This window comes from Flavobacterium sp. H4147, assembly GCF_029360735.1.
GTDB classification, from domain to species: Bacteria; Bacteroidota; Bacteroidia; order Flavobacteriales; family Flavobacteriaceae; genus Flavobacterium; species Flavobacterium endoglycinae.
Genome location: NZ_JARKNB010000002.1, coordinates 592,380 through 619,062, shown reverse-complemented (window position 1 = coordinate 619,062; position 26,683 = coordinate 592,380). Strand labels below are relative to the sequence as shown.

General features: G+C 34.4%; 30 protein-coding genes. 16 read left to right on the top strand and 14 right to left on the bottom strand.

All coding sequences use genetic code 11. The features are described 5' to 3' along the window. Window positions 1–44 precede the first annotated feature (44 nt). Window positions 45–1,151 (bottom strand): NADH:flavin oxidoreductase, encoded by a 1,107-nt coding sequence (locus P2W75_RS10445; protein WP_276380385.1) that lies wholly within the window; start codon window positions 1,149–1,151, stop codon window positions 45–47. 7 nt (window positions 1,152–1,158) lie between these two features. Further along, the gene (locus P2W75_RS10440) at window positions 1,159–1,461 is read right to left on the bottom strand and encodes a helix-turn-helix transcriptional regulator (protein WP_207296627.1); all 303 of its coding nucleotides are present in this window, start codon (window positions 1,459–1,461) and stop codon (window positions 1,159–1,161) included. Window positions 1,462–1,845: 384 nt separating this feature from the next. On the opposite strand from P2W75_RS10440, the gene P2W75_RS10435 reads away from it, so the two are divergent. The 3 genes from P2W75_RS10435 (at window position 1,846) to P2W75_RS10425 (ending at window position 3,208) form a co-directional block, all read left to right on the top strand. Next, entirely contained in the window at window positions 1,846–2,337 is a 492-nt protein-coding gene (locus P2W75_RS10435) for a TlpA disulfide reductase family protein (protein ID WP_276380384.1), read from the top strand. An 11-nt stretch (window positions 2,338–2,348) separates the two neighbouring features. Continuing rightward, complete coding sequence (locus P2W75_RS10430; RefSeq protein ID WP_276380382.1) at window positions 2,349–2,702, top strand: hypothetical protein; 354 nt, start codon at window positions 2,349–2,351, stop codon at window positions 2,700–2,702. A gap of 101 nt (window positions 2,703–2,803) precedes the next feature. After that, entirely contained in the window at window positions 2,804–3,208 is a 405-nt protein-coding gene (locus P2W75_RS10425; protein ID WP_207296625.1) for a lysozyme inhibitor LprI family protein, read from the top strand. Window positions 3,209–3,354: 146 nt separating this feature from the next. Here the strand turns inward: P2W75_RS10425 and P2W75_RS10420 are convergent, their stop codons facing one another. Genes P2W75_RS10420 through P2W75_RS10410 form a run of 3 tightly spaced genes read right to left on the bottom strand, consistent with a single transcriptional unit; the run spans window position 3,355 to window position 5,171 of the window. Then, a complete protein-coding gene (locus tag P2W75_RS10420; RefSeq protein WP_276380381.1) occupies window positions 3,355–3,849 on the bottom strand; it encodes a hypothetical protein in 495 nt (164 codons plus the stop codon). Between the two features lie 57 nt (window positions 3,850–3,906). Further along, the gene (locus P2W75_RS10415) at window positions 3,907–4,773 is read right to left on the bottom strand and encodes a chromate resistance protein ChrB domain-containing protein (RefSeq protein WP_276380379.1); all 867 of its coding nucleotides are present in this window, start codon (window positions 4,771–4,773) and stop codon (window positions 3,907–3,909) included. A 14-nt stretch (window positions 4,774–4,787) separates the two neighbouring features. Continuing rightward, complete coding sequence (locus tag P2W75_RS10410; RefSeq protein ID WP_276380378.1) at window positions 4,788–5,171, bottom strand: hypothetical protein; 384 nt, start codon at window positions 5,169–5,171, stop codon at window positions 4,788–4,790. A gap of 213 nt (window positions 5,172–5,384) precedes the next feature. Here P2W75_RS10410 and galA point away from each other — a divergent pair, with 213 nt between their 5' ends. Beyond that, window positions 5,385–8,213: a beta-galactosidase GalA gene (gene galA, locus P2W75_RS10405; protein WP_276380377.1), complete on the top strand. Its 2,829-nt coding sequence runs from the start codon at window positions 5,385–5,387 to the stop codon at window positions 8,211–8,213. A 45-nt stretch (window positions 8,214–8,258) separates the two neighbouring features. On the opposite strand, the gene P2W75_RS10400 is transcribed toward galA, so the two are convergent. The 3 genes from P2W75_RS10400 to P2W75_RS10390 form a co-directional block, all read right to left on the bottom strand. Next, the gene (locus tag P2W75_RS10400; RefSeq protein ID WP_276380376.1) at window positions 8,259–9,809 is read right to left on the bottom strand and encodes a DHA2 family efflux MFS transporter permease subunit; all 1,551 of its coding nucleotides are present in this window, start codon (window positions 9,807–9,809) and stop codon (window positions 8,259–8,261) included. Between the two features lie 69 nt (window positions 9,810–9,878). Then, complete coding sequence (locus tag P2W75_RS10395; RefSeq protein ID WP_276380375.1) at window positions 9,879–10,331, bottom strand: PaaI family thioesterase; 453 nt, start codon at window positions 10,329–10,331, stop codon at window positions 9,879–9,881. Between the two features lie 76 nt (window positions 10,332–10,407). After that, on the bottom strand, window positions 10,408–10,998 hold the full coding sequence (locus tag P2W75_RS10390) for a TetR/AcrR family transcriptional regulator (RefSeq protein ID WP_276380374.1): 591 nt from the start codon (window positions 10,996–10,998) through the stop codon (window positions 10,408–10,410). Between the two features lie 126 nt (window positions 10,999–11,124). Between P2W75_RS10390 and P2W75_RS10385 the strand changes: the two genes are divergently transcribed. Further along, window positions 11,125–11,997 (top strand): AraC family transcriptional regulator, encoded by an 873-nt coding sequence (locus P2W75_RS10385; protein WP_207296618.1) that lies wholly within the window; start codon window positions 11,125–11,127, stop codon window positions 11,995–11,997. A 313-nt stretch (window positions 11,998–12,310) separates the two neighbouring features. Continuing rightward, window positions 12,311–12,727, top strand: a complete 417-nt coding sequence (locus P2W75_RS10380) for a cupin domain-containing protein (RefSeq protein ID WP_276380373.1) — start codon at window positions 12,311–12,313, stop codon at window positions 12,725–12,727. 107 nt (window positions 12,728–12,834) lie between these two features. Here the strand turns inward: P2W75_RS10380 and P2W75_RS10375 are convergent, their stop codons facing one another. Next, a complete protein-coding gene (locus P2W75_RS10375; RefSeq protein WP_207296616.1) occupies window positions 12,835–13,422 on the bottom strand; it encodes a DUF4142 domain-containing protein in 588 nt (195 codons plus the stop codon). Between the two features lie 407 nt (window positions 13,423–13,829). Between P2W75_RS10375 and P2W75_RS10370 the strand changes: the two genes are divergently transcribed. The 4 genes from P2W75_RS10370 to P2W75_RS10355 all read left to right on the top strand — a co-directional run bounded on the left by P2W75_RS10370 (window position 13,830) and on the right by P2W75_RS10355 (window position 16,149). Further along, window positions 13,830–14,069, top strand: coding sequence for a Rho termination factor (locus P2W75_RS10370; protein WP_207296613.1), 240 nt, complete (start codon window positions 13,830–13,832; stop codon window positions 14,067–14,069). 20 nt (window positions 14,070–14,089) lie between these two features. Next, window positions 14,090–15,175 carry a DNA topoisomerase IB gene (locus P2W75_RS10365; protein WP_207296612.1) on the top strand — a complete coding sequence of 362 codons (1,086 nt, stop codon included), beginning with the start codon at window positions 14,090–14,092 and terminating at the stop codon, window positions 15,173–15,175. A 78-nt stretch (window positions 15,176–15,253) separates the two neighbouring features. Further along, a complete protein-coding gene (locus P2W75_RS10360; protein ID WP_035644678.1) occupies window positions 15,254–15,415 on the top strand; it encodes a DUF1328 family protein in 162 nt (53 codons plus the stop codon). A gap of 86 nt (window positions 15,416–15,501) precedes the next feature. Further along, window positions 15,502–16,149 carry a DUF5661 family protein gene (locus P2W75_RS10355; protein ID WP_276380368.1) on the top strand — a complete coding sequence of 216 codons (648 nt, stop codon included), beginning with the start codon at window positions 15,502–15,504 and terminating at the stop codon, window positions 16,147–16,149. 42 nt (window positions 16,150–16,191) lie between these two features. On the opposite strand, the gene P2W75_RS10350 is transcribed toward P2W75_RS10355, so the two are convergent. Further along, window positions 16,192–16,758, bottom strand: a complete 567-nt coding sequence (locus P2W75_RS10350) for a hypothetical protein (protein WP_276380366.1) — start codon at window positions 16,756–16,758, stop codon at window positions 16,192–16,194. Window positions 16,759–16,946: 188 nt separating this feature from the next. Here P2W75_RS10350 and P2W75_RS10345 point away from each other — a divergent pair, with 188 nt between their 5' ends. The 3 genes from P2W75_RS10345 to P2W75_RS10335 all read left to right on the top strand — a co-directional run bounded on the left by P2W75_RS10345 (window position 16,947) and on the right by P2W75_RS10335 (window position 19,036). Then, window positions 16,947–17,519: a ferritin-like domain-containing protein gene (locus tag P2W75_RS10345; RefSeq protein ID WP_207296609.1), complete on the top strand. Its 573-nt coding sequence runs from the start codon at window positions 16,947–16,949 to the stop codon at window positions 17,517–17,519. A gap of 72 nt (window positions 17,520–17,591) precedes the next feature. Continuing rightward, window positions 17,592–18,326, top strand: coding sequence for a DNA-formamidopyrimidine glycosylase family protein (locus tag P2W75_RS10340; RefSeq protein ID WP_276380365.1), 735 nt, complete (start codon window positions 17,592–17,594; stop codon window positions 18,324–18,326). Beyond that, window positions 18,323–19,036, top strand: a complete 714-nt coding sequence (locus tag P2W75_RS10335) for a DUF72 domain-containing protein (RefSeq protein WP_276380363.1) — start codon at window positions 18,323–18,325, stop codon at window positions 19,034–19,036. Before P2W75_RS10340 ends, P2W75_RS10335 begins: the two co-directional genes overlap by 4 nt. Window positions 19,037–19,211: 175 nt before the next feature. Here the strand turns inward: P2W75_RS10335 and P2W75_RS10330 are convergent, their stop codons facing one another. Beyond that, a complete protein-coding gene (locus tag P2W75_RS10330) occupies window positions 19,212–19,715 on the bottom strand; it encodes a pyridoxamine 5'-phosphate oxidase family protein (protein ID WP_207296606.1) in 504 nt (167 codons plus the stop codon). Window positions 19,716–19,941: 226 nt separating this feature from the next. Between P2W75_RS10330 and P2W75_RS10325 the strand changes: the two genes are divergently transcribed. Next, the gene (locus tag P2W75_RS10325; RefSeq protein ID WP_207296605.1) at window positions 19,942–20,370 is read left to right on the top strand and encodes a response regulator; all 429 of its coding nucleotides are present in this window, start codon (window positions 19,942–19,944) and stop codon (window positions 20,368–20,370) included. A gap of 60 nt (window positions 20,371–20,430) precedes the next feature. Here the strand turns inward: P2W75_RS10325 and P2W75_RS10320 are convergent, their stop codons facing one another. After that, entirely contained in the window at window positions 20,431–23,241 is a 2,811-nt protein-coding gene (locus tag P2W75_RS10320) for a PAS domain S-box protein (RefSeq protein ID WP_276380362.1), read from the bottom strand. 221 nt (window positions 23,242–23,462) lie between these two features. On the opposite strand from P2W75_RS10320, the gene P2W75_RS10315 reads away from it, so the two are divergent. After that, window positions 23,463–23,801 (top strand): hypothetical protein, encoded by a 339-nt coding sequence (locus P2W75_RS10315; protein WP_207296603.1) that lies wholly within the window; start codon window positions 23,463–23,465, stop codon window positions 23,799–23,801. Window positions 23,802–24,164: 363 nt separating this feature from the next. Then, the gene (locus tag P2W75_RS10310) at window positions 24,165–24,983 is read left to right on the top strand and encodes a hypothetical protein (RefSeq protein ID WP_276380360.1); all 819 of its coding nucleotides are present in this window, start codon (window positions 24,165–24,167) and stop codon (window positions 24,981–24,983) included. A gap of 175 nt (window positions 24,984–25,158) precedes the next feature. On the opposite strand, the gene P2W75_RS10305 is transcribed toward P2W75_RS10310, so the two are convergent. Further along, window positions 25,159–25,422 carry a SemiSWEET family sugar transporter gene (locus P2W75_RS10305; protein WP_207296601.1) on the bottom strand — a complete coding sequence of 88 codons (264 nt, stop codon included), beginning with the start codon at window positions 25,420–25,422 and terminating at the stop codon, window positions 25,159–25,161. A 125-nt stretch (window positions 25,423–25,547) separates the two neighbouring features. After that, on the bottom strand, window positions 25,548–26,396 hold the full coding sequence (locus tag P2W75_RS10300) for an SDR family oxidoreductase (RefSeq protein WP_276380358.1): 849 nt from the start codon (window positions 26,394–26,396) through the stop codon (window positions 25,548–25,550). Window positions 26,397–26,683 lie beyond the last annotated feature (287 nt).

Here is a 26,683-nt window from a genome sequence, read left to right as displayed (position 1 = left end):
AACTTTGTCCCTTTGAACCTTTATAACTTTGTATCTTAAAAAAATTATTCCAAAACCAATTGTCCTAAAGCTTCTTTGCTGAAACCTTTTAATTCATCAGTTTTTCCAGCTTTGATTTTTGCCACCCAATTTGGATCAGATAAAAGAGGTCTTCCCACAGCAACCAAATCAAAATCGCCTCTGTCGAAACGTCTGTTTAATTCGTCTAATGAAGTAGGTTGAGAGCTTTCTCCTGCAAATGCACCAAAGAAATCACCAGATAGTCCAACAGAACCAACTGTAATAGTTGGTGCACCTGTTACTTTTTTAGCCCATCCAGCAAAGTTCAAATCAGAATCTTCAAATTCTGGTTCCCAGAAACGACGTTGTGAAGCGTGAATAATATCAACACCCGCATCAACAAGAGGAGTAAGCCAAGCTTCTAATTCCTGTGGATTTTTAGCCAGTTTATAATTGTAATCTGAAGGTTTAAATTGAGAAAAACGCATGATCACGGCGAAATCATTTCCTACTTGTTTTCGGATTTCTTTTATGACTTCAATAGCAAAACGATTACGTTCCGGAAGTGTTTTTCCTCCGTAAATATCGTCTCGTAAATTCGTTTCGGCTCTAAAGAACTGGTCGATTAAATAACCGTGCGCTCCGTGAATTTCGATAGTATCAAAACCTAATCTTTTTGCATCAGCAGCAGCTTTTCCGAAAGCCAAAATAGTATTTTCAATATCTTTTTCAGACATAGCAATACCATTTCTAAAATCAGGTCGGTTTAAACCAGACGGACCTTCAAATGGAACAGGCGGCACCCATCCAGAATGGTGATTGTCCATAATTCCCATATGCCAGATCTGCGGTCCCATTTTTCCGCCCGCAGCATGAACTCCATCAATTACTTTTTTCCATCCGCTTAAAGCTAAGTCGCCATAAAAGTGAGGAACATTCGCATCATTAGAAGAAGATTTTCTGTCAATAACAGTTCCTTCAGATAAAATTAATCCAACTTCGCCTTCCGCTCTTTTTTGGTAGTAAGCGGCTACATCATCAGTTGGAACTCCGTTAGGAGAAAAAGAGCGCGTCATTGGCGCCATTACGATTCGGTTTTTCAGATTTAACGTTTTTAAGTTAAATGGTGAAAACAGGTTGTTTGTACTCATAGTAATTTTACAAATTAGATTGAATTAATTTACTGAGTGCTTCAAAGGCACCTTCGTTACGTTTATAATACGTCCATTGTCCAACACGTTTGGCTTCGATAAAACCAGCGCGCTGTAAAATAGAGAGATATTCAGATACTGTGGATTGTGTTAAACCGGCTTTGGCTTGAATTTGTCCAACACACACACCATGTTCAAATCCGGCATGTTCAAGCTGCCCCGGAAAGTTTAATTCAGGCTCTTTTAGCCATTCCAGCATTTGCAGTCTGGACTTATTAGATAATGCTTTAAAAATTTCTATCGGTTCCATGAAGCAAATATATCGACTTTTCCCGATATATCAATTAAGAGAAAAATATTTAGGATAATTTTAAGAGTAAAGAGTAAAGAGTGAAGAGTGAAGAGTAAAGAGTGAAGATTAAAGAGTGAAGAGTAAAGAAGAAAGAAGAAAGAAGAAAGTTTTCGCAGGTCAAGGAATTCTGTCAAAGAAAATTTTATATTTGTTTTAGAATAATCTCGCAAAGACGCAGAGTCGCGAAGTTTTTATGAATTGCCTTCTGCTTTAGCTGGAGGTTTAAAAAAGAGTAAAAGAGGAAGGCTTTAGCCGAATAATTCAAACTTAAAAATAAAACTTAACGACTCTGCGCTTTGCGAGAGATAAATTTCAGCCCTAAATCTAATTTTAAACTTAATTATGAAAAAAACTTTACTTATCGTAGCATTCTTATGTTGTGTGATTACCAGTTCAAAAGCACAGGTTGTAGGTGTCGATGTTGGTGATATTGCTCCAGAAATCGATCTTCCAAATACAAAGGGAGAAAATGTAGCGCTTTCTTCTTTAAGAGGTTCGCTGGTTTTAGTTGATTTTTGGGCTTCATGGTGCGGACCTTGCATCAAAGAACAACCCTTATTATTAAAACTGCACAATGCTTATCCTGACAAATTATCGATTTATGGGGTTTCTATGGATACAAAAAAGCCGCTTTGGTTAGCTGCAATTGCAAAAGGGAAACTGCCTTGGACAAATGTAAGTGATTTAAAATACTGGACTTCACCAGTTGTGGGAGATTATATGCTGCAGTCAGTTCCTTTGAATTTCCTGATAGATAAAAACGGAATCATCCTGGCAAAGAATATCCATGGGAAAGCTTTAGAAGATATGATTCAAAATCAATTAGCACAATAATTAAGAACTAAATGAAATTTCACAATTTGTATATACATACTAACGGTTCTTCTGAAATTTACCAGAAAATAACTGATTTATTAGCTGTTATGCCTCAGGAGGAGGGGGAATTTGATATATGGACTTATCAAATTGTGACTCATGAAGAAGATGATTATTTTGATTTTATAAATGCTTTTTTAGATTTATTAGAGCCAAATTTTGAAAAATTAGAGAATTTAAATATTGGTAAAGAAGATATAACTATTTGGCTTTTTTATGAATATGATCAGCAATGCTCGATGTCATTTAATTCTCAAGAAATGAAACGATTGGGAGAAAGCGGGATTGCATTTAATGTAGATTGTATTCAAAAGAAGAATTAAAATTTGTTGTAAGTTTGGGTTTTTACTTATTCTATTTGTTAGCTAATGCTTTATATTTTTAAAATATGAAAAAATCTTATGAACACTTAAATTAAGATATTATGATTCAAAAAGCACTTTTAGTATTGTTGGTATTTATTTCATTGAAATCAAATTCACAGACGCTTGAAACTATTTATAAATTAAAATCAAAATACCAAAAGTGTCTGGATAAAGGTAACAATATGCGAAATTGCGCTCTTGAGTATTACAATCAATCTGATAGTTTGTTGAATGTATCGTATAAAAATCTTAAAGCTAAGATGAGTTCGAAAGAACAATCAAAGCTAAAGAAAGAACAATTAGCATGGCTTAAAAAACGAGATCAGTTTTTTCAAAAAGTATATGCAGATACCAAAAAGGAAGGAAATTTTATTGAAGGAACACAAGATTTTGATATGATTATTTATGATGAGCAGGCAAAATTTGTTTTTGGCAGAGTAAAAGAGCTTATTCAAAAAGGTTAGTTTTAGGATTAACGAGAAAATAGAAAAGCCCAAATCAATAAAGAAATGGGCCTTTAATTTTTTAAATTTAGTTACTTGTTTCTGTGTTCGTTTCCTAAATCCGCCAAAATTGTCTTCAACATTTTCTAATTTGAAATTCGGGGAATTTAAAAAGCGATCCCAAATTGAAAACCAACTGTAAACGAAGTTGGATGATCATTGCCAAAACGCACTGGAAGCGGAATCGCCGCATAATAACTGCAGCTTTCACTTTTGATAATAGTTTTATTAAACACAGGCGTTACTCCATACCTTCCGCCGCTTTCAAAAGCAGCTCTTCCAGCAAAGGTATAACCATTTCCCAATGCCACTAAAACACCTGGGTGAAATAACAAGTTGGTTACTTTATCGCTGTCGCCTTGAACTTTAATATTGGGAACTACTTCAAATGAAAATCCTATTTTTTGATTTTTCCAAATATTAATTCCCGTTGGAAAACCTACAGCATAATAATCTCGAAAATTTACATTGGTTTGTTCACTGCTAACGGTCACAATAGGATGCATAATGCCAAAATATCCCGTTATTTTAGGATAAACTGTTTGAGAATAGATATTTGCTGAAACAAATAAGATCAATAAATAAAAAAGTCTGGTAGTCATAAATAGTTTTGTTTAGTAAAACAAAGCTATATATTTACAACTTCAGTAAATAGAACACTATTTACCTTTTGTATCTGGTTTACTTTTTGAAGCGTTTTTTCTGTATGAAGAAGGATTTTTTCCAGTATGCAGTTTAAATATTCGGGTAAAATGACTTTGATCTGAAAATCCTGTCATATAAGCAATTTCAGTTAAAGTAAGATCCGAATTTTGAATTAAATTGATCGCCTTTTCAATTCGTAATTTACGAACATATTCACCAAAATTTAAATCTTCAAAATACTTTGAAAACTCTCTTGATAAATAAGATGGGTTTAATTCTAAATCATTTGAAATCTTTTTCAGATCAAAATTAAACTGGGTATCGATTTGATCCTGTATAATTTCCTTGAGATCTTTGACCCACGAAGGTGTTTTTTTACTGGATTTCTTTTCAGAAAGAAACTTTTTGTATACTTCCTGAAGCAGACTTTCGAAAGGACTATTTTCAAGATGATTTTGATGGTATAAATAAGAAGCCCAGCTGTAAAGTCCATCATAAAGCTTTAATCCAGTTTCAAGAAGTTCTTGATCATCAGTTATATTATGAGCTAATCCGGCTGAAATTGCCCAAAGTCCTGCAGCTTCTTTTGCAAGATCATGACGATCTGTATCGGCGCCACGAACAATTTTTGCCATTATTAAAACAGCAGGATCTGTAATTTGATGTTTTTTTACAATATAGTCAAAGGTGCACTCTTCGTTGTAATGACTGTATTCTACATTTGGAATATCAAACGGAACGGCATTTAGTTCCTTTGCTTTATTGAGAACATCATCGAAAGGAACATACAGGAATTCAGCCTCAGAATCGATAAATTTTTTAATAAGCCAAGGGCACGCAATTCTGTCAATTTTGGGCCTTTCCCGTGTGATCCATTTCATGATAATAATTTGATTTAGTCTTGATCTTTGGATAGGTTTTTCACACCGCCAAAATTCGTCTTCATCATTTCCCTAATTTGAAATTGAGTTTTATTTCGCGTAACGCTTTTCCATTGGTCAAAATCATAAATATGAATCTTGTCGGCATAAGGATTGGTTACGAAAAAAAGTCGTGATATAGAGAATTTATAATATTTTAGTTCATGCGAAATGTGGCGGTCGGGAACGACAATAAGAATCGTTTCCCAGTCCAGAAAATTCTTGGGAACGTCCTCTCTTTCTGTTAATCCAAGAGATTCAAAAAAGGCAACTATCTTTTGATCATTAATCTTATCGATCTTTTCATCGATTCGTTTAATGGTGTTCAGAAGCTTTTTTTCATCTTTAATAACACTCATATTCTCTCTGCTTTTAAAAATTTAATATAAAATTACACCAAAAGAAAATTATTTTAAAAAGTATAGCCAATAGAATGATTCTAAATTTTTGCCCTTCATTTTTGCCCCTTAAAATTAAGTAAGTGTGAGTGTTTTGACAAAATACTATTAATTTAAACCGGCTTTATAGCTTAATTTTATCTTTTTAAACATTCTAACTGACCAACCACTTTTATGAAAATTATAGTTTCTAAAATCTTTACGCTGTTTTTTATTGTCATGTACAACCTGACTTTTGCCCAAAACAAATCAGATCGGGAATGGATTGTAATTGATAAAGACTGGCGTTTTTCATTTGGACATTTATACGATACCAAAAAAGATTTTGGACACGCTGAAGGATATTTTTCTTATTTGACGAAAACTGGTTTTGGAGACGGACCTGCGTCAAAAGATTTTGATGACCGCGCATGGCGAAAGCTTGATCTCCCTCACGATTGGGCAGTAGAACAGCCTTTTGGCGAAAACGGCAGTTTCAGCCACGGATTTAAAATGGCTGGAAAAGGTTTTCCTGAAAAAAGCATTGGCTGGTACCGAAAAAAAATCACAATTCCAGAAACTGATAAAGGAAAAATAATCTCTCTGCAATTTGATGGCGTTTTTAGAAATTCAAAAGTTTTCTTCAACGGTTATTACCTTGGGACAGAACAAAGCGGTTATAACGGATTTGAATATGATGTAACGGCTTATGTTAATTATGGAGGAGAAAATACAATTGTGGTCCGTGCCGATGCTTCTTTGGAAGAAGGCTGGTTTTATGAAGGTGCTGGAATTTACAGACACGTATATTTAAAGAAAACAAATCCAGTTCATATTGCTTTAAACGGAACGTATGTAACTTCTGAAGTTAAAGCTTATAATGCTGAAGTTACAGCCGAAATTACAATTGAAAATAAAGGAAATTACAAAGGTTCAGTCGAAGTGATTCAGACTATTTTTGATGCTTCTGATTCATCAATTACAAATACTTCTGAAAGTATAACGGTTCCTGAGTTTTATAAATCAGCCAATTACAAATCAAAATTGATTGTTCACAATCCGAAGTTGTGGGATATTGATTCGCCAAATTTGTATCGATTAGTGACGGAATTAAAGCAAAATGGAAAAATAATAGACCGTTACGAAACTTCTTTTGGCATTAGAACAATTAAATTTGATGCTGAAAAAGGATTTTTTCTCAATGGAAAATCTTTAAAATTAAAAGGAACCAACAATCATCAAGACCATGCCGGAATTGGAACGGCTCTGCCTGATGAAATTCAATATTACAGAATCCAGAAACTAAAAGAAATGGGTTCGAATGCGTATCGTTGTTCGCATCATCCGCCAACACCCGAATTGTTGGAAGCCTGCGATAAACTGGGAATGCTGGTTATTGACGAAACGCGCTTAATGGGAATTAACGATTATCATTTGAATGATTTGGAGCGAATGATGAAACGCGATCGAAATCATCCAAGTATTTTCTGCTGGTCAGTTGGAAACGAAGAATGGAATATAGAAGGTAACATTGTGGGCGAAAGAATTACAAATGTTATGCAGGATTTTGCCAAAAGCATTGATTCAACAAGACCTGTAACGGTTGGAATCAGCAGCGGGTTTAAAAGTGGCATTTCATCTGTGGTTGAAATTATGGGATATAATTATCTCGGAAACGGAGATATTGATGCCCATAGAAATGAATTTAAAAATCAGCCGGGAATGGGAACCGAAGAAGGTTCGACTTTTGCTACAAGAGGCATTTATTTTACAGATGATGCCAAACATTATCAAAGTGCGTATGATCGAAAACCACGTCCGACATTTTATAGTATAGAAGGAGGCTGGAAGTTTTATGCCGAAAGACCTTACCTGGCAGGAATGTTCATTTGGACAGGATTTGATTATCGAGGCGAACCCACTCCGTACGGCTGGCCGTCGGTTACGTCTTATTTTGGAATGATGGATGTCTGCGGATTCCCGAAAGACAACGTATTTTATTTGAAATCGTGGTGGGGAAACAAACCGGTTTTGCATATCATGCCGCATTGGAACTGGAACGGAATGGAAGGCAAAGAAATTGAGGTCTGGGTGCATTCGAATTGTGATGAAGTGGAACTTTTATTAAACAAAAAAAGTCTGGGTAAGAAGAAAATGGAAATCAACAGTCATTTAGAATGGAAAGTAAAGTATGTGCCCGGAACTTTAGAAGCTGTTGGATATAAAAACGGAAGAAAGATTTTAACCGAAGTTCAAAAAACAACTGGAAAAGCTGAAAACATAAAACTATCAACAGACCAAGAAAATCTTTCAGAAGGAAATGTTACGGTTGTTACGGTTGAGGTTACCGATAAAAACGGTTTACATGTTCCTACTGCAAATGATGAAATCACATTTTCAATAAAAGGAGGAAAGATTTTAGGAGTAGGAAATGGCGATCCAACTTCTTTAGAAAAAGATCAGTTTCTAGATGATGTTGAATTGGTTTCTATAACGCATTTTCAGGAACAGAAAGGTACATCGGCATCTTTGCCAAATGAATTATCTAGCTATCCAGAAAATGAATGGATTACAGCTTTTCAAGACCGTGATTATAAAAAACAAGCGCCATCGTATATTTATAGAGGAGAATTTGATTTAAAGCAGTATTCGGCTTCAAATACGGTGAGTTTCTTTTATAAGAAAATAGGAATTGAAACAGTAGTTTTTGTCAACGGACACCAAATAAATCCAAGTGCTGAAGATTCTCAGAAATATGTTTTGGATTTTACAGTTTTAAAAGAAGGTAAAAACGCAATTTATATTGCCGCAACACCTTTACAAAAAATAAAAGACTGGGACGTTATGAATACAGATCCTGGAATTATTCAAGTTATAACGCCTGCCGAACCTTGGAAAAGAAAGCTCTTTAATGGATATGCTCAGATTATTATCCAAAAAGAAGAAAATGCAAAAGAGGTTATTCTTTCGGCTTTCGCTAACGGTTTAAAAACGGGAACTTTAAATATGGATTTGAAGAAATAATAAAAAAGCAGTAATCTCAAAATGCCAGATTACTGCTTTTTGATTTTAATGATCCGAAAGCACCAGATTGGTCTGCGGTTTTTTGGATTTGCTGAGCACAAATAATAGTAACGGCAGCGCCGCAATAAAAAACAAACCTACAAAGAAAAACGCATCGCGATAACTGAGCAGAGAAGACTGTTTCAGAATAATGTTTTCCATAAGTTTTAAAGCTTTAGCGCGTGCTTCATTATACGTAAATCCTCTGTATTGAAAATACGTTATATAAGCGTTCAGTCGATCCATAGCTTTGATATTGCTTGGATTTACATTTGAAACTAATACATTCCGATGTTCGGCAAATCTATGCGCGACGTATGTATTGATAATCGATACACCAAACGAACCACCCAGCTGACGCATCATATTATTAAGTGCGGCGCCTTGTCCGACATCTTTATCTTCAAGAGAAGAAACCGCAAGCATGGTTAAAGGAACCGTTAGTAAAGCCATCCCAATTGCTCTGAAAATAAGCGAAGCAGCCACTTCTGCACCGCTGGTATTTAAGGTTATTCCCGACATTCGCCAGTTGAAGTAAATAAAAATGATAAATCCCATAGCAATAACAATTGCAGGAGAAACGCCTTTTTGAAGTAAAGTACCGCATACTTTTAGGGCAACTAAAGCCAATATAGCTCCAGGAAGAAGTAACAATCCTGTTTGATACGGAGAAAAACTCAAAAGACGCTGTGCCACTACTGGACTTATATAAATAGAAATAAACATTCCAAAACCGGTTACAAAAGTCAGAACGGCTGCGATACTTAAGGATTTACTTTTAAGAACCCGAAGATTTACAACGGGATTTTCAATTGATAATTCCCAATAAATAAAGAAGAGCAGGGTAGTGACAGCAATTACGGTTAATACAACAATATATCGGGTTTCGAACCAGTCTTCGACTTCGCCTCGTTCTAAAACCGTTTGTAAAGCACCTACGCCAACAGCCAGTAAACCAATTCCTGTCCAGTCGACTTTTGCAGTTGGTGGTTTTGTTTCTGGTTCGCGAAGCAAAAAGTAACACGAAATAGCAACAAAAATCCCAATTGGAATGTTGATTAAGAAAATCCAAGGCCAGTCGTAGTTTTCAGTTATATATCCGCCAAGTGTAGGGCCAATCGTTGGACCTATAAAAACTCCTGCACCAAATAATGCTCCAGCTGTTGACTGTTTTTCTTTTGGAAACTGCTCGAAAACAACTACCTGCGAAATTGATAATAAAGCGCCTCCGCCGATTCCCTGCAAAAATCGGAAGAAAACCAGCATCCAGATATTAGACGAATGTCCGCACATAAAAGAACAGAAAGTGAATAAAACAATCGAACCAATATAATAATTACGCCTTCCGAGTTTACCGCTCAAAAAACTTGTAATGGGAATAATAATTACATTGGCAATGGCATACGCTGTGATTACCCAAGAAGTATCTTCGAGAGTTGCACCAAGATTACCGCTCATGTGCGAAAGCGCCACATTTACAATCGAAATATCGATTAATTCCATAATCGCAGCAAGGATTACAGTAAATATGAGTAGTTTACGAATTAATGGTGTCATAATTTTAATTTATACCAATCGGTATATTTTTAGGGTAAAAAAAGGGATTCTGGTAAACAGTTGTAAAAATTATTGAAGCGTTTTTTTTACCAAATTGGTTTTTAAAAGATTAGAAGTAGCCCTGGCGATCAAACGGGTTTCATTATGATTCCAGATTTCACATTGTGCATTCACCATTTGTTTCCCTTTTCGCACCATAGAACTTCTGGCAATAATAGTATCACCAACAAAAGCAGGAGTAAAATAATCCATCACAAGATTTATCGTGGTATAAAAAGTTTCTTCATCCAGCGAAAACATCATCGCACCAATGCAGTCGTCAGCAATAGCGGCCGTTACGCCACCGTGAAGACTTTTCACCGGATTCGACATTTCTTCACGGATTATATACTGAAATGCGACACCATTTTCCTTTGCTTCGAGAACAATCGGGTTCATCCAAAGCATAAAAGGTGATGGTGAAACCGTAAATTCACGGCCTATGTAATCTTGTAATACTTGTAATCTTGTTTTTGTTTCCATGTAATGTGATATTTAGATTTTAATTATTATACCAATCGGTATATTTTTAGGAATAATAAAAAAATTAAAGATTACTCTATGCTAAGTCTTCTATAGTTTTAGATACAGCAATCATAATGGAAGATAAGTGAGATAAATTACCGGTTACCTTGGCAATCATGATGGCGCCTTCGATAGTAGCAATAATAGATAAAGCTGTCCTTTCGGGATTGATGTTTTTTGCTTTGAATTCTCCAGAAGCAATTCCACCTTCAATTAAAGCAATCAATTTGTCTTTCCAGGCTAGAATGGTTCTTTCCACTTTATTCTTCAAAACTGGATGTGTGTCGTCGGCCTCAGTTGCAGTATTAATAATCGGACATCCTCCTGTAGTGACCCTCAAATTATAATAATCAGAATACAGTCTTGGATATACTAAAAGCTTGTCTTTAAAAGTTTTTTGTTTGTCGATTTCAGTATCAAAAATTGCAATAAGTTTTTTGATGTTAAATCTGAAAGCGGCGATCGCTACTTCATCTTTGTTTTCGAAATTACCGTAAATACTTCCTTTTGAAAGTCCAGTTGCTTCCATAATATCACTCATAGAAGTACCGCTGTACCCTTTAGTATTGAAAATAGGGGCTGTTTTTTCGATAATAAACTGTCGGGTTCTTTCTGCTTTACTCATGATGGATCTTATTGATATTGCAAATATATACCGATTGGTATATATTTGCAAGTTTTCTTCTTTCAAATTAAAAACACGTTAAAACAAAAAATAAAAAGTATTGTTTGATTTTCATAACTTTGCCAAATGAATAATCAAATGGATAATCAGAACTGCGATTTTAATTCCTCAGATTTAATGCTGAAAGGTTTTAAAGTTTATAAATTGAATGATGATATTAGTAAAATTCCGGTGTACAGCAGAAGGGATTTTTACAAAATCTGCATCAATACCAGCCAAAGCCGTATACATTATGCGGATCGCGGAATAGAAACGGACGGAACAATTCTCTTTTTCGGTAATCCAATAATTCCGTATTCATGGGAAACTATTTCTCAGGAATATGAAGGGTATGCCTGTGTTTTTACAGAAGAATTCTTAAAAGCCAAAGATCGCTCCGAAACGCTTCACGAATCGCCGTTATTTAAAATAGGAGGAACGCCAATCTTTTCATTAACTCCTGAACAAAAGGTATTTATCGATTCACTTTTTCAGAAAATGATCAAAGAATACGAAACTGATTATGTATTCAAAGACGATTTGATGCGCAATTACATCAATTTGATTATTCATGAATCCATGAAAATGCAGCCGTCAGAAAATTTCTTCAGACATAAAAATGCTTCATCTCGCATAACATCTTTGTTTTTAGAACTGCTGGAAAGACAATTTCCAATTGAAACCAAAGATCAGCCGCTTTGTTTAAAAACGCCGCAGGATTATGCGCAGAGCCTTTCGGTTCACGTAAATCATTTAAATCGTTCTGTAAAAGAAGTAACAGGAAGACCCACAACTGCTCATATTACGGATCGAATTATTACAGAAGCCAAAGCCTTATTGCAGCACACTGATTGGAGTATTTCGGATATTGGGTATTCATTGGGGTTTGAATATCCAAGTTACTTTAATAATTACTTTAAAAGACTTACAGGAACGGTTCCAAAATCGCTCAGAATGTAAATTGTTTCAATTTCATAATTTTTTGTTTGAATATTGTTATTTCTGGATTGGAGTATTGCACTACATTTGTTCCCGAAATAAACAATAAAATTCCTTGTATCAGTTTTTAAAAGACTAAACAACAACTTCACAAAAGCGATGTTCAGCTTTATAGTTTGGTTTTAAATTCTGTTTACAGAAAAAATAGAGATCATTTTAAGAATCAATTAAATAGAAATCCCTTTATTAAAAGAGATTCGACGTTCTGATTATTATATCGAAAAAAATTACAAAAAGCTTATAAATAAATTATTAACCTTAAAAACTACAAATTATGTCGACACATAACACCGCCGTGACCGAAGAAGGAAGAATTCCAAACACTTATATGACAGGTGAAGTGTCATATAAAAAGCAGACCAGTGATATTCATCCTGAAAATACTGTAATTAAAGAAGTTTCCTTTGAACCGGGCTCTAGAAGCAACTGGCACATTAATGCAAGCCTTCAGTTAATTATTGTTACTGATGGAGTTGGCTATTATCAGGAAAGAGGAGGACAGATTAATCTTATTGAAAAAGGAAAAGTAATTACCGTTCTGCCTGGAATTGAACATTGGTATGGGGCAACACCAAAAACAAAATACTCGCATATCACTATTGTTACAGAAGTAAACAAAGGTCATGGAACATGGCTTGGAAGTGTAACCGATGAGGAGTATTTACAGAATCTAGAAGCTTTACGATTCTAAGCTGCAAATTTAGTAATAACTCTTAAAGTATATAAAAACGAAACCCCTCAAGCAATTCAACTCTTGAGGGGTTTCTTAAAAATAAATAATAACCAATTAAATTTATTTTACTTTTTGTCCAGATTTTGTTTCAACAGTTTAGCATGTTCTAGATGCGCTGTTAAATTGGCGATATTGTTAGAAGCCCAAGTTCTTACATCTTGATCTGTTGCATCTTTTGAAGCTTTTTCAAGTTTGTTAATCGCTTTTTCATGTCCGTCGATCATCATATCGGCGAATTTTTTGTCAAAATCTGTACCTGATTTTTCATTTAATTTTTTATACTCATCTTGACCTTCTTCGGTTAATGAAGTTGGTAAAGTAAAGTTTTTAGCTTTTGCTAAAGCACTTACTTCCGAAGCTGATTTTGTATGCTCATCAACAAGCATTTTACCAAACTTTTTCACTTCAGGATCTGTACCTTTCTGCTGTGCTAATTTCCCGATTTCGATTTCAGCTAAATTAATTTCAGCCTGATCTACCAAGAATTCAGAGTCATCTTCTTTACTGTCAATAGTGTCAAATTTAGCCTCATTAGCATCTTCTGCTACTTCTTTTGGATCTTCTTGTTTCGTTTCATTTTTACAAGAATTCAGGAATATAATAATAAGTCCTGCTCCTAAAATCGCTTTACCGGCTAATAATATCTTTTTCATGATTGTAATAGTTTAATGTTATAAGTGTAAAATTATTTAGAAGCTGTAAGAATATCTTACAGGATTATTACAGATTGTTATATGATTTGTATCTGGATTTCACTTTTAAATTATTTAGCAATTATTTACTATTTATATATAGTAATGAAATTGGGCTGACTTAGTATTCAGTAAATAGTATTCAATAATTAGTTTTCAGTCGCAGTATTCAGTGTGCAGTCGCAGTATTCAGTATGTTGGAAAACAAACACTAAAAACTGAATACTTAATATCTAACAATACACCCCTGAAAACCGCCAACTAAAAACTATGAAAGTTATAAGCAAAATTCTATAACAGGAAAATACTTCTTTTTGAGGAATTTTGGTATATCAAGATTTCTGAATGTCAAACTAAATTAAAATGTCATGCCAGATCCAAGAATCAAGAATGAGGAACAATATGAAGCATTGGTAAAAAAAGGATACAGCAAAGAGAAATCAGCTCGTATTGCTAATACTCCAGATGCTGGAAAGAAAGGCGGAAAAGCGAAGCCTTATGAAGAATGGACAAAAGACGAACTTTTAAAACAAGCTAGCAAAGTAGGTATAAAAGGACGTTCTTACATGAACAAAAAAGGACTTATAGAATCGTTACGAAAAAATTAGAATTTAAATTGTATAAAACCATGCAGGCAAAACTATCTCATGATAAACTAGCGCAACAGCTTATTAAAACACCACATTTGGTGCTTAAAAAACTGGAATTAGTTTATGTAAACAATCAAAACTTACCCATCGAAAGATGTAAAAGTGAAGATGGTTTTGTCTACAAAAAAAACGGACGATGTATTAAACAGAAAAGTGAATTGAAACGTTTCAACAGTTTGGTATTGCCTCCAGCATGGGAGAATGTAAGGATTTCAGATTTGGCAAACGGTCATTTACAAGCAGTTGGACTTGATGTTAAAAACAGAAAGCAATACCGTTATCATCCAAAATGGAATTTAATCCGCAATCAAACTAAATTCTATAAAATCGCCGAATTTGGACAAAAACTGCCTTCAATAAGGAAACAAGTCGATTTGGATTTAGAACAAAAGGAGTGGACTAAAAATAAGGTTATAGCGCTTGTTATCCGATTAATGGAAGAAACGCATATCAGAATCGGAAACGAAAAGTATGCAAAAAGCAACAAGTCGTACGGACTATCAACACTTCGTAAACGTCATATCAATATCAATAAAAACACACTTCGATTTGAGTTTATTGGTAAAAAAGGGAAACAGCATACGATTACCACACGAAATAAACAATTAATCAAACTGGTGAGCCGCTGTGAAGAAATTCCAGGCTGGGAAGTTTTTAAATATTACGATGCAAACGGCGAGCGAAAAGTACTCGACAGCCACATGGTCAATGTATATCTTCATGAAATTTCAGGAGAATATTTCAGCGCCAAAGATTTTAGAACGTGGGCTGCATCGATTGTCTTTTTTGAAAATCTGATGGAGTTAGGAACTACATCAGACGAAAAAGAAATCAAAAAGAACATTCTAACCGCTTACGACGCCACAGCTGAAGCACTCGGAAATACTCGAAATGTCTGCAAGAATTATTATGTACACCCTTTATTGGTTACAACTTATGAAGATGGTTCCATTCAGCAGTATTTCGATAAAGTAAAAAGAAGCCGGAGCACCAAAAAGTATTTTTCGCCAAGCGAAAGTGCTTTTGCAGAACTAATTCAGAATTATCAAATCAGTTTGGTTTAAATATATAAGAGTTCATGCATCTCTTTAAAAGCATGAAATGAGCAAACAAAATCATTATTTAATTAAAAATCATTTATTATGTTACGTTGGACAGTCATATTTATTATTCTGGCAATTATTGCAGGAATATTTGGTTTTGGTGGAATTGCTGCCGGAGCCGCTAGTATAGCAAAAATTTTATTCTTTATTTTCTTAGTGTTATTTATTATTTCACTTATCAGTGGAAGAAGAAGCGTATAACACAGAAAATCAATACATAAAAACAAATTAAACGACACATCTATCTCGGTAAATGTGTCGTTTATATTTTAAAAAATTACAAAATTATGGGAACAAAAAGTGGCGCTTATCAAGATATTTATGTCAAAAGAGATGAGGTTATGGTAAGCTTAAAAGAGGATGTTACAGATTTTTGTGAAAAGTACATAAAACCCGTTCATCCAGATAATTGGGATTGGTCAGTTAGAGATTTTGAAAATCCTGAAAATGATCCCACAACTGCAGAAGCCACAGCAATTGCCAATGTGGTTTACAAAGATTTACTGGATTCTAGAGAAACTGATGTTGATCTTTCGACAATGAATAATGTCGAAGCCATAAAAGCGTATTTAAATCCAGATAGCAGACACAGGGCTTTTAATATGGAAGAATTTGCTTTTGCCTTAAAAATTGAATTGGAACATGGAAAAATAAAAGATGTGAATGTTACCAACAATCATCCGTTTTTGACGGCAATGATTGCCTTGGCACATATGACAGAAAGCCTTACTTATTACAAACGTTTGAAAGTAATGGAAGCTGAAGGAGAAATTTATGAAATCGTTCGAAAGCTTGAAAATTCGCCAACCGGAAATGAAGAATGGTACAAAGAATTAGGTCGAGCCGAAATCGAATTGCAAAAGGCGAGGGCAGGCTTGGCAGAACGTTTGAAAAAAATGGACGACATTCCAGCATTAAGTATTATTGGAGACTAAAAACAATAAAAAAACCGTTAAGCAATTAACGGTTTTTTTATTTTAGAATTTTCTAGGATCATTATCTGGATAATCCTCTTCTTCCTGAACATCATCTTCGACATAATCGTTGTTTTCTTCCTCTTCCTCGATTTCTTCTTCATCGTAATCTTCCTCTTCCTCTTCATCATCGATGTCTTCTAAGGCATCTTCAGTTTCGTTAAAATCATTGGCAAAGGTGTCAGAAGGATTGTCAAATTCGTCATTATCTAAATCCTCGTCAAGGTCTTCTTCGATATATTCATCTTCATCATCTAAGTCGTTTTCATCCTCAAGTTCAACTTCGTAAATATCATTATCATTGTCTTCAAGATCTTTTTCAGAATGAAAATCATCACTTAAATCATCCAAATCATCTTCATAACGCACGGAATCCTCTTCAGGGTTAGGTTTGTTCGGATTATGGCCATTTCGTACTGTATAACCACGATTCATGGCTTCTTCGTTACTATCGGTTTCCTTCATGTCATTAATATCATAAAATTCCTCATTCATATTGGTGTTTCTATCAGTATCTGGATTTTTCGGATCTCTAATAAAAGTTCTGTTTTTATTATCGGTAGTATTCATGACGTTTAGTTTTAATGTTTATATAGTTACAAATCTACTTCTGAAAGTTACAGTTTCTCTTATAGAATTATTTCATGTAATTCTATAATTAACAGATGTTTAGAATGCAATTTAATTGACAAATCCTATAACGGTTTCGGTTTGTTATAGAAGTAATTTTGAGAATATTAATCATAAAAATTATTACCATGAAAACTACTGATAGTAAAAAAGAAACCACACCGAAACAAACGGTAAAAAGAGGAGTTACAAAACCAAAATCAAATGCTGCGGCAGGTTTAACCGAATTATTTGAAGAAAGCCTAAAAGATATTTATTGGGCAGAAAAAGCATTGACAAAAGCATTGCCGACAATGGCTAAAAACGCGACTTCAGAAGAATTAATTGATGCCATCAACAATCATTTAACCGAAACTGAAGAACACGTAACCCGTTTAGAAAAGGTTTTTGAAATTATTGGGAAAAAACCAACTGCAAAAAAATGTGATGCCATGGAAGGTTTAATTGAAGAAGGAAAAGGTATTCTGGAAGAAACTGAAATTGGAGTAGTGCGAGATGCCGGAATTATTGCGGCCAGCCAAAAAATCGAACATTACGAAATTGCTACTTATGGAACATTGCGACAATTTGCTGAAACACTTGGATTAGAAGATGTGGCTACTTTATTGGAACAAACTCTTGACGAAGAAAAAGGAGCTGACAAATTATTGACCGAAGTTGCTGTAAATGCCGTAAACCTTGAGGCTGCAGAAGCAGAGTAAAGAAAAATAAATCCCGGAAAAAGTGCAGTTTGAAGCTGCACTTTTTTCATTTAAAAATTAAAATAAAAAACTATGCCCGAAGGTCCATCAATATTGATATTAAAAGAAGAAGTACAGCAGTTTGCAGGTAAAAAAGTAATTGAAGTTTCTGGAAACAGTTCGATAGAATTAGAACGTTTGAAAGATAAAAAAATCCTATCATTTAAAACCTGGGGAAAACATTTTCTGATTTGTTTTGAAGATTTTACTGTAAAAATCCATCTTCTAATGTTTGGAACTTACCGAATTAACGAGCAAAAAAACAATATTGCACCAAGGTTGCATTTAGGCTTTTCTAGTGGTGAAATTAATTTTTATACTTGTTCCGTTAAGATTCTGGAGGGCCCTATTAATCAATATTATGACTGGAGCGAGGATGTTTTAAACGAAAATTGGAATCCCAAAAAAGCAAAATTAAGCCTTGAAAAGATTCCAAAAGAAATGATTTGCGATGCTATTTTAGATCAGAATATTTTTTCTGGAGCAGGGAATATTATCAAAAACGAAGTTTTGTATAGATGTTATGTGCATCCTGAATCTTTAGTTGGTAAAATCCCGCCCGAAAAGTTAGACGAAATTATAGCCGAATGTTCGATTTACAGTTTTGAATTTTTATACTGGAAAAAGAAAAACGAACTTAAAAAACACTGGCTCGCTCATACCAAAAAAGAGTGTAAACGATGCCAATTACCACTCATTAAAAAACAGACAGGGAAGAAAAAGCGACGTAGTTTTTTCTGTACCAACTGTCAGCAGCTTCACATATGAAAAATAAAATTTTAATAGGATGTTCCAGCTATAATAATCGCTATTGGAAGGGAATTTTCTATCCTGACAACATGGCAGGTAAGGATATGTTTAAGTTTTATTACCAGTACTTTAACACCTATGAGTTCAACGGAAGCTTTTATAAGTTTCCGACCATCAGAATTTTTGAAAATTGGTATAATAAAGCGCCTGAAAATTTTATTTTTTCGGTAAAAGCGCCCAAAGAAATTACCCATATTAAGAAATTTATGGATTGCAGAAACCTGCTTTCAGAATTTTATCAAGTATGCGAATTGGGCTTAAAAGAAAAACTGGGATGTGTATTATTTCAATTTCCGCCAAGCTATACTTTTACTCCAGAACGATTGCATACTATCGTGCAAAGCCTGGACTTAAAATTTAAAAATGTAATTGAATTCCGCCATGAAAGCTGGTGGAATGAGGAAGTCTGGGAGATTTTCTTAAAAAACGGCATTACCTTCTGCAGTGTAAGTTATCCGAACTTACCACAAACAATTTTCACACAATTTCCGTTAATTTATATTCGTTTACATGGAACCCCAAAGCTGTTTTACTCTAGTTATTCATCTAAAGAATTACTTCAAATAAAAAATGCAATTTGTTTAAAATCAGGATTTTTGTATTTTAATAATACTGCAAGCGAAGCTGGAATTCTGAATGCATTGGAGATGAAGAAGTTAATGATTTAACGTAGAGTTTAAATAAAAACGTAGCGAACATTGCGTAAAACTTAGTGTTCTTTTGCGGTTAATAAAAAAAATAACCGCAGAATCAACAGCGAAATGACCGCACAGCACCTAGAAAAATCCCAGCGCACCATGCGTAAACCATTGCTGATTTTGCGGTTACAAAAAGTGGTAAGTATTATAATTTTAAATTTCCTTCAATTCCGTCATCCATAGTATGTCCGGTTACAAAGGCAGCGGTCATTTTTGCAATGGCAACCATTTTTCCGTGTTTGTTGTTCCAGTAATAACCATCTTCTGGAATTACTTTGATTACGCTCAAATTTGGGTCATCTATTCCGCCTGGCATCCAGACTTTTACAATAGGGTCGTATAATTTCTCAATTGTAGCTCTATCGTATGAAATCGAAGCCGTTCCGTGTAGCGTTAAAAACTTGTCGTGTGGCTCAGCAAAAAATAATTCTACCTGAGGATTCATGGTAATTTCAGCATTTTGACCACTATTTCGGTCAGATAAAAACCATAATTGTCCCAGTTCGTCAACTTCTTGGATAGACATTGGTCTAGACTGCAGTTTGTTTTCGTTATTGTAGGTACAAAACATGCATATTTTAATTTTTTCAGCCAGTTCTTTTACTTTGCTGACTGCTAATTCTTCTGTAAGGTCTTTATGATCTCCCATGACTTTATCTTTTTAAAAATATTGTGATATAAATATTTGATTTCTATAGGTTTGAAAATCTTCTTTTACAAAGTTTGCATTTTTTAAATAAAATGAATTATAGAATTATAATTAGAAATTATTAGATTTCAATTTATGAGTTTGTCAGAATTTTTAAACAAAATGTATTGTTTGAGCCCTGTTTTAGACTATCTTTACAGAAAAACAAGTTTAACCCCACTATTTCATGAAAAAATTAACAATATTCTACACAGATGATGATGAGGATGATTTAAGCATTTTTTCAGATGCGGTCGAATTGTTGTCGCAGCAGGTTGATCTACAAACCTATTCGGGAGGTGAAAAACTTTTAAATGCCGTTAATTATTCGCCCAGGCCTAATTTGATCTTTTTAGATTTGAATATGCCCGGAAAAAATGGTTTTGATGTGCTGCACGAACTCAAAGGTTCAGAAGAAAATAAAGACATCCCAGTGGTTATTTTTTCAACCTCAAACGAACCCGGAATAATAGCAAAATGTCTAGCGCTGGGGGCGAATTATTTTATTACCAAACCCGTTTTAATGAAGGATATTATAAAGTCGATAGAATATGCTATCGCCATAAACTGGAAAGAATTTATTCCAGACAGCAGAACTTTTGTATATAAAACATAACTACGCGAAATTGTAGAAAAAACACCAGATTTATTGCTGAAAATAAATCTGGTGTTTTTTTTATAATTCTGGCAGAAAGATCTTAAAAGTAGCACCTTGGCCTTTTTCGCTGTGCGCTTTAATAATGCCTTTGTGGTTTTCTACAATCTTTTTTACGATCGCAAGTCCAATTCCAGTACCTGAGAATTCACTTTCAGTGTTTAAACGCTGGAACACTTCAAAAATGCGTTCTTTGTATTCATCATCAAACCCAATCCCGTTATCGGAAATACGCAGACAGAAATATATTTTTTCGGGATACTGAACTTTAAAACCCAGTTTTTTACCCAAAACTCTTCGCGCTTTTATTTCAACCCTCGGCGGAACATCTTTCCTTGAAAATTTCAAGGCATTTCCAATTAAATTATGCATTAATTGTCTGAATTGAAAAGGCATAACGGTACCTTCTCCTAAAGGATGATGGTCGATTATGGCTTTTTTTTCTTCGATTCTTTCAGAGAAATCCATAATCACTTCTTCGACAATTTCATCCAGATTGGTTTTTGCAAAAATTCTTTCGGCCGAATTGGTTCTAGAATAGGTAAGAAGGTCTTGAATAAGCGTCTGCATTCTTTTGGCAGAAACTTCGATGCGTTCCAGATATGATTTGGCTTTTTCTGAAATATTTTTGTCATCTAGTTCGGCCAGACGACTTGCGAAGGTTTGAATTTTACGCAGAGGTTCCTGCAAGTCATGACTCGAAATATATGCAAATGACTGCAGTTCTATATTCATATCAATCAAATCCTTGTTCTTCTGTTCCAGTTCTTCAGTACGATCATGAACTTGTCTTTCCAGCTGATTTGTAAAATCTCTTTGATTCTGAATATCAGAGCTTGTACCTACCCACATTTGAATGATTCCTTCAGCATCTTTTTGCGGCATTGCCCTGCTGAATTGCCATCGGTATTGACCATCATAACGGCGGAATCTATGCTCAAACATAAACTCATTTCCAGTTTTTATCGATTCCATCCAGCGGTTAATATTTTCCTCGCGGTCATCAGGATGTACAATTTGCAGCCAGCCATTCTTTTCAATATCTGCTTTGGTATGTCCGCAGAAATCATAAAGTGATTGGCTGAAATAATTCAGATTTCCCATAGCATCACTTGTCCATACAAACTGAGGCATCGAATCAGCCAGAAGGCGGAATTTTTCTTCGCTTTTCTTTAAAATCTCCTGACTGATTTTTTCATCGGTAATATCAATTACAGTTCCCAGCATTTTGACAGGATTCTTCATTTCATCAAAGAATATTTTACCATGCACCCTGATCCATGTTGGAGTTCCATCGTCTTTTATAACACGTGCTTCGTATTTGTAAATATGCGTTTTTAATGCTTCTTCATAAGCTTTTTCAATTACAGCGAGATCTTCTAAATAAATGTGCTCAAGAATCTGCGGACGAGATAATCGCTGGCCTTTTTTAAAACCAAAAAGAGCCGGCAGATTTTCCGAATAAATCAATTCTTGGGTTGGAATATTTAGATCCCATGTAACAATATCGGCAACTTCTGAGGCTAAACGGGATCTTTCTTCGGCTTCTTCTACTTTTTTTCGATCCAAAACCTTATTGGTAACATCTGTAACCGTAATCATAATGCCTGAAATTTCCCCATTTTGCTCGAACAAAGGGGTGTATTGATAATCCAGATAATATTTTTTTAATTTTCCTCGAATATCAATATAGGCTAAAGCTTCGTTTTCCTGAATGATTTTGCCTTCAGATAACACTTGGTCTAGCAGCTGGGGATATTTTTGATTTAAAAGCTCCGGAAACACTTCTAAAGCAGGTTTGCCAATTACTTCGCTTTTCTTTTTCTGCCAAATATCATTTAGCATGGTTTTATTTGCGAGTTCAATGATATATTCTTTTCCTTTAAAGATGGTCATAGCAATAGGAGACTGCAGGACAAGATTCCTAAACGCTTTTTCGCTTTCGGTTAAAAAATGTTTTGCTTTTACAGGTTCTGTAACTTCATACGCTACTACCATAACGCCTTCGATAGCATTTTCATTTCGAAGCGGATGAAAAGCCAGATTAAAATAGCAGTCTTCATATTGTCCAAAGCGGTTTAAAGTCACTAACAGTTCGTTTGAAAAGTATGGCGTTCCTTCATGATAGACTTTAGAAAGCAGTGGATAAACAATATTTTTGGTTTCGGGAACAGAATCAAATAAAGGTTTGTAAAGGGTTTCTTCTTCGGTTTTGTCTACAATTTGATAGTAGGTTTCATTGGCCATTTCAACAACCAAATCTTCTCCTTTCAAGATTACAATGCCCAGCGGAACCTGTTTTACAATGTTTTTGAATTTTTTTTCGCTTTCTTCTAAATTTTTCCGAATAGTTACCTTGTCTGTTGTTTCGGTACAAACCACCAAAACCCCGTTAATTTTTCCATCGTCGTTAATTACGGGACTGTAACTGAATGTCCAGTAAACATCTTCTAATTTTCCATTTCTATAAATGGGTACTAATTGGTCTTCGTGCCAGTTGGGTTCGCCGGTATCCATTACATTTTGAATAAGCGGTCCAATAAAATCCCAGATTTCCGGCCAGCATTGAGCGCCATTTTTTCCTAATATATCGGGGTGTTTACCATCTTTTCCCAGACTTGGGCGGTAAGCATCGTTGTAAAAACAAGTATGTTCAGGTCCCCAGAATAGAAACATAGGGAACTTCGAATTTAGAAGAATTCCCAGCGTGGTGCGAAGACTTTGTGACCAGCTTTCGACTGGCCCAACAGAAGTTTCGCTCCAATTTTTGGCACGGGTTAATTCACCCATTTCGCCTCCTTTAGCTAAGAAATCGTGATTAGTATTGTTCATTAAAATTTGTTTTTCTTTCTGATTGAAACTGAAATTTGTAATAAATATAGGACTTGTAAGTGAAGTTTTCAACCGAAGATTAAAATTAATAAAAAATAAATTTTGTATTCTCAGCCTTTTTTGAATGAGGTAACATTTAAATCTATTGAGTTAATTTTATAAAGCTCATATGAAGAACTTTGAATAAACAAAGATTCTAACCTACTAAAAGCAACCGAATCATGAAGAAAGAACAAAAACACGAAACAGATTATATAAAGAAATATCAAGATGAAGGGTATACTGGAAATTACTTATTTGAAGATGGATGCCTGATAGATTCTGAAACAAAATATAGGTATAAACCTGACGAAATCTATATTGTAGCCCATCATCGATATGAAGGCATGAGCAACCCTGATGATATGTCGATTTTATACGTAATTGAAACTAAAGATCAGCAGAAGGGAACTCATTTATTAGGATATGGCCCAACAGCAGACCTAGAAGAAGCCGAATTCTTTAAAGATATACCAAAGAAAAATTATTCAAAAAATGCAGACATTAATGAACTTACTTAAAATAAAATAGATAAGTATTTTTATTTTGCTGAGGAGCAGTTGTTTCAGATTTATCTGGAGCAGCTGTTTTTCCTTTTTATTAGGTTACAGAGTTGCAAAGGTTCAGAGGTTCAAAGGTTGTTTTAATGGCTTTTGAGCCTTTTTTGATTATTCATAATAAACGTACTGAATAAAAAACTCTGAACCTTGCAGCGTTGAACCTCTATTTCTCATCAAATAAAAATTATGAAATTTCTGATTGAAATTGTATAAGGTTTTGGTTTGCAAGAAGTACGAAATTTGACTTATACAAAATGAGGATAAAACCAATGTTGATTTTGTATACAAAATAAGAAGTAACACTTTTTAAAAACTCGAAGCAAAATGAAAAAACTTTACATAAATACAGGCGGATTTGATGCTGTCTTTAACGATCTTAAAGAAAACTTCAGCGGTACGCTTACCACTAGGAGTAACGAATACAAATTGGATATTCAGTCAAAATGGACAAAAGGTTCTATTAAAGGAACTCGCTTTGATGACAAAGTGCTTTTTATGCATTTTGATCTTGAATTTCATCAAGAAGTGAGTTTAAGCATTGAATCAAATCATAATTCTCCTGTATTTTTTGTGTATTGTGAAAACGGAAACGTAAGCCATAGTTTTGGAGCAAACGGCGACAGAAAAATGTTAAGCAAAAATCAGTCGGCAGTTTTAAATAACTCATCTGTAATTAATAGTGTTTTGTATTTTGAAAGTCACAAACGTATTCAATTTACTTTATTGGGAATGCCAACCATGGAAAGTAAAAATACAGAACTGGTTTCTCAAATCAAACAAAGATTTACTAACGATTCAGGAAACTACATTTATGTGGGGAAAGGAAATCCAAAAATAAATGAAAAGCTTCAGGAATATAATGCCGTACCCAATAAAGGAAACAAAGGAACTTTGTTAAGAAAAAACATTTTGAACAACATTGTCGAAATGGAAATTGAACAGCACAGTTTTAATTATTTGAAAACCTTTACGCCTGTAATCAATATCGCTAGAAAACAAATCGATGAAATTAAAAAATTGTCAACAATGAATTTTGCAGAAGTAGTAGCCGCAGCAGGATATGCCGGACGTAATCTGCCAAAATTATTGAAATCAAAATACCACTGGACATTAAAACCATACAATCAAAAATTAGCTAGCTAAGAAGCACAATATATAACTACTATTACGAAAAAAACAGCTTTTCCTAAAGAAGCTGTTTTTTTTATTGTTTAAAGTTTGAATATGAAAATCAGTAACCGAAGTCTTAGCCAATTCAATTCAATCTTAGCATCTTAGAACCTCAGAACCTCAGAACCTCAGAACCTGAGACCCTTACTCAAGACTCTTTCTCGTAATAAATAATAAAATAAATCATCAGCAGATTTAAACAGAGTGAAACACTATTGGTAATAATAATTGGAAGGTCATTTTTTAAAATACCATAAATGATCCATACCAAAATTCCAAATGTAAGGATACTAAATGTTTTAAGCGAAATATCTTTCACTTTTTTAGTTCTCCAAACTTTTAAAATCTGTGGAATTGTTGATAGTGTTATGCATGTTCCAGCAAATAAACCGATGATGTCTATGTAATTCATTTTTTAAAGTTGCTAAGGTTCTGGGGTTCTAAGAGGCTAAGTTTTTTAGTTTATAATTTACTTTGCGACTCTGTGAAACATAAATGTTTAAATGAAATTGTATGTGTCTGTGTGGCAAATCAAAATTAACCGCCAACCAATTCGCCGCCGTTTACATGAATAAACTGTCCTGTAATGTAACTGCTGTCTTCGCAGGCCAGAAATACATACGCAGGAGCAACTTCAGAAGGTTGTCCGGCTCTTCCCATTGGATTGTCTTTTCCAAATTCAGAAATTTTATCAAAGCTGGCAACAATCAATGGCGTCCAGATAGGACCAGGAGCTACACCATTTACACGAATCTTTCTTTTGGATAACATCGACGACAATGATCTTGTAAAACTTACAATAGCACCTTTTGTACTGGCATAATCTGCTAGATGTTCACTGCCTCTAAATGCAGTTACAGAACTTGTATTGATAATTGCATCGCCTTCATTTAAATAAGGAAGTGCCGCTTTGGTGATATAAAAAAACGGGTAAATATTGGTTTCAAATGTTTTGTGCAATTGGGTTGCAGTTATTTTCTCAAGATCATTTTGTGGGACATGCATGGCGGCATTGTTTACCAGAATGTTTATGGTTTTAAAAGTAGTAATACATTTTTTTATGGCGCTTTTACAGAATTTCTCATCTTTCAAATCGCCGCTTATTATCAAACATTGCTGTCCTTCTTTTTCAACCATTTCTTTGGTATCGCGGGCATCTTTATCTTCTTTAAAATATATAATGGCAATATTAGCACCTTCACGGGCAAAATGAACTGCAACACTACGCCCAATTCCGCTGTCGCCTCCGGTTATAAAAGCTGTTTTACCAAAAAGTTTACCGCTTCCAGCATAATTCTCACGAATAATTTCTGGTTCTGGATTCATTTTATATTCGTTTCCCGGAAGTTCTTGTTTCTGTTCCGGAAATGTCTTTCTTTTTTCCATGACATTTCAATTTTTAGCATTTAGTGGATTATTAAAATTAAGATAAGTCTTATAGAAAAAGGAGCCGGAATAAATTTAAGATTAGCTCAATAAAACGAAAAGAAAGAAAAAGGCTATGTTTTGTTAACAAAATTGTAAAACCCAGATTTTACAATAAGCTGACTTTCATTCATTCCACCTAATTTTAAGGCATGACATGGGAATTATGTAATAAATTTTGCTTTTCGTTAAAAAGCGTCTCTACCTTTTTTTTATAAATTTGAAAGTTTGTCCGACATTTTTTAATA

Coding starts and splice junctions, on each gene's coding strand:
- P2W75_RS10360 (WP_035644678.1), top strand. CDS start 15,254: ATGTTACGTTGGACAGTCATATTTATTATTCTGGCAATTATTGCAGGA.
- P2W75_RS10300 (WP_276380358.1), bottom strand. CDS start 26,396: ATGGAAAAAAGAAAGACATTTCCGGAACAGAAACAAGAACTTCCGGGA.
- P2W75_RS10440 (WP_207296627.1), bottom strand. CDS start 1,461: ATGGAACCGATAGAAATTTTTAAAGCATTATCTAATAAGTCCAGACTG.
- P2W75_RS10325 (WP_207296605.1), top strand. CDS start 19,942: ATGAAAAAATTAACAATATTCTACACAGATGATGATGAGGATGATTTA.
- P2W75_RS10415 (WP_276380379.1), bottom strand. CDS start 4,773: ATGAAATGGATCACACGGGAAAGGCCCAAAATTGACAGAATTGCGTGC.
- P2W75_RS10340 (WP_276380365.1), top strand. CDS start 17,592: ATGCCCGAAGGTCCATCAATATTGATATTAAAAGAAGAAGTACAGCAG.
- P2W75_RS10315 (WP_207296603.1), top strand. CDS start 23,463: ATGAAGAAAGAACAAAAACACGAAACAGATTATATAAAGAAATATCAA.
- P2W75_RS10320 (WP_276380362.1), bottom strand. CDS start 23,241: ATGAACAATACTAATCACGATTTCTTAGCTAAAGGAGGCGAAATGGGT.
- P2W75_RS10380 (WP_276380373.1), top strand. CDS start 12,311: ATGTCGACACATAACACCGCCGTGACCGAAGAAGGAAGAATTCCAAAC.
- P2W75_RS10400 (WP_276380376.1), bottom strand. CDS start 9,809: ATGACACCATTAATTCGTAAACTACTCATATTTACTGTAATCCTTGCT.
- P2W75_RS10445 (WP_276380385.1), bottom strand. CDS start 1,151: ATGAGTACAAACAACCTGTTTTCACCATTTAACTTAAAAACGTTAAAT.
- P2W75_RS10375 (WP_207296616.1), bottom strand. CDS start 13,422: ATGAAAAAGATATTATTAGCCGGTAAAGCGATTTTAGGAGCAGGACTT.
- P2W75_RS10410 (WP_276380378.1), bottom strand. CDS start 5,171: ATGAGTGTTATTAAAGATGAAAAAAAGCTTCTGAACACCATTAAACGA.
- P2W75_RS10335 (WP_276380363.1), top strand. CDS start 18,323: ATGAAAAATAAAATTTTAATAGGATGTTCCAGCTATAATAATCGCTAT.
- P2W75_RS10365 (WP_207296612.1), top strand. CDS start 14,090: ATGCAGGCAAAACTATCTCATGATAAACTAGCGCAACAGCTTATTAAA.
- P2W75_RS10350 (WP_276380366.1), bottom strand. CDS start 16,758: ATGAATACTACCGATAATAAAAACAGAACTTTTATTAGAGATCCGAAA.
- P2W75_RS10330 (WP_207296606.1), bottom strand. CDS start 19,715: ATGGGAGATCATAAAGACCTTACAGAAGAATTAGCAGTCAGCAAAGTA.
- P2W75_RS10305 (WP_207296601.1), bottom strand. CDS start 25,422: ATGAATTACATAGACATCATCGGTTTATTTGCTGGAACATGCATAACA.
- P2W75_RS10390 (WP_276380374.1), bottom strand. CDS start 10,998: ATGAGTAAAGCAGAAAGAACCCGACAGTTTATTATCGAAAAAACAGCC.
- P2W75_RS10425 (WP_207296625.1), top strand. CDS start 2,804: ATGATTCAAAAAGCACTTTTAGTATTGTTGGTATTTATTTCATTGAAA.
- P2W75_RS10420 (WP_276380381.1), bottom strand. CDS start 3,849: ATGACTACCAGACTTTTTTATTTATTGATCTTATTTGTTTCAGCAAAT.
- P2W75_RS10395 (WP_276380375.1), bottom strand. CDS start 10,331: ATGGAAACAAAAACAAGATTACAAGTATTACAAGATTACATAGGCCGT.
- P2W75_RS10345 (WP_207296609.1), top strand. CDS start 16,947: ATGAAAACTACTGATAGTAAAAAAGAAACCACACCGAAACAAACGGTA.
- P2W75_RS10355 (WP_276380368.1), top strand. CDS start 15,502: ATGGGAACAAAAAGTGGCGCTTATCAAGATATTTATGTCAAAAGAGAT.
- P2W75_RS10310 (WP_276380360.1), top strand. CDS start 24,165: ATGAAAAAACTTTACATAAATACAGGCGGATTTGATGCTGTCTTTAAC.
- galA (WP_276380377.1), top strand. CDS start 5,385: ATGAAAATTATAGTTTCTAAAATCTTTACGCTGTTTTTTATTGTCATG.
- P2W75_RS10370 (WP_207296613.1), top strand. CDS start 13,830: ATGCCAGATCCAAGAATCAAGAATGAGGAACAATATGAAGCATTGGTA.
- P2W75_RS10435 (WP_276380384.1), top strand. CDS start 1,846: ATGAAAAAAACTTTACTTATCGTAGCATTCTTATGTTGTGTGATTACC.
- P2W75_RS10385 (WP_207296618.1), top strand. CDS start 11,125: ATGAATAATCAAATGGATAATCAGAACTGCGATTTTAATTCCTCAGAT.
- P2W75_RS10430 (WP_276380382.1), top strand. CDS start 2,349: ATGAAATTTCACAATTTGTATATACATACTAACGGTTCTTCTGAAATT.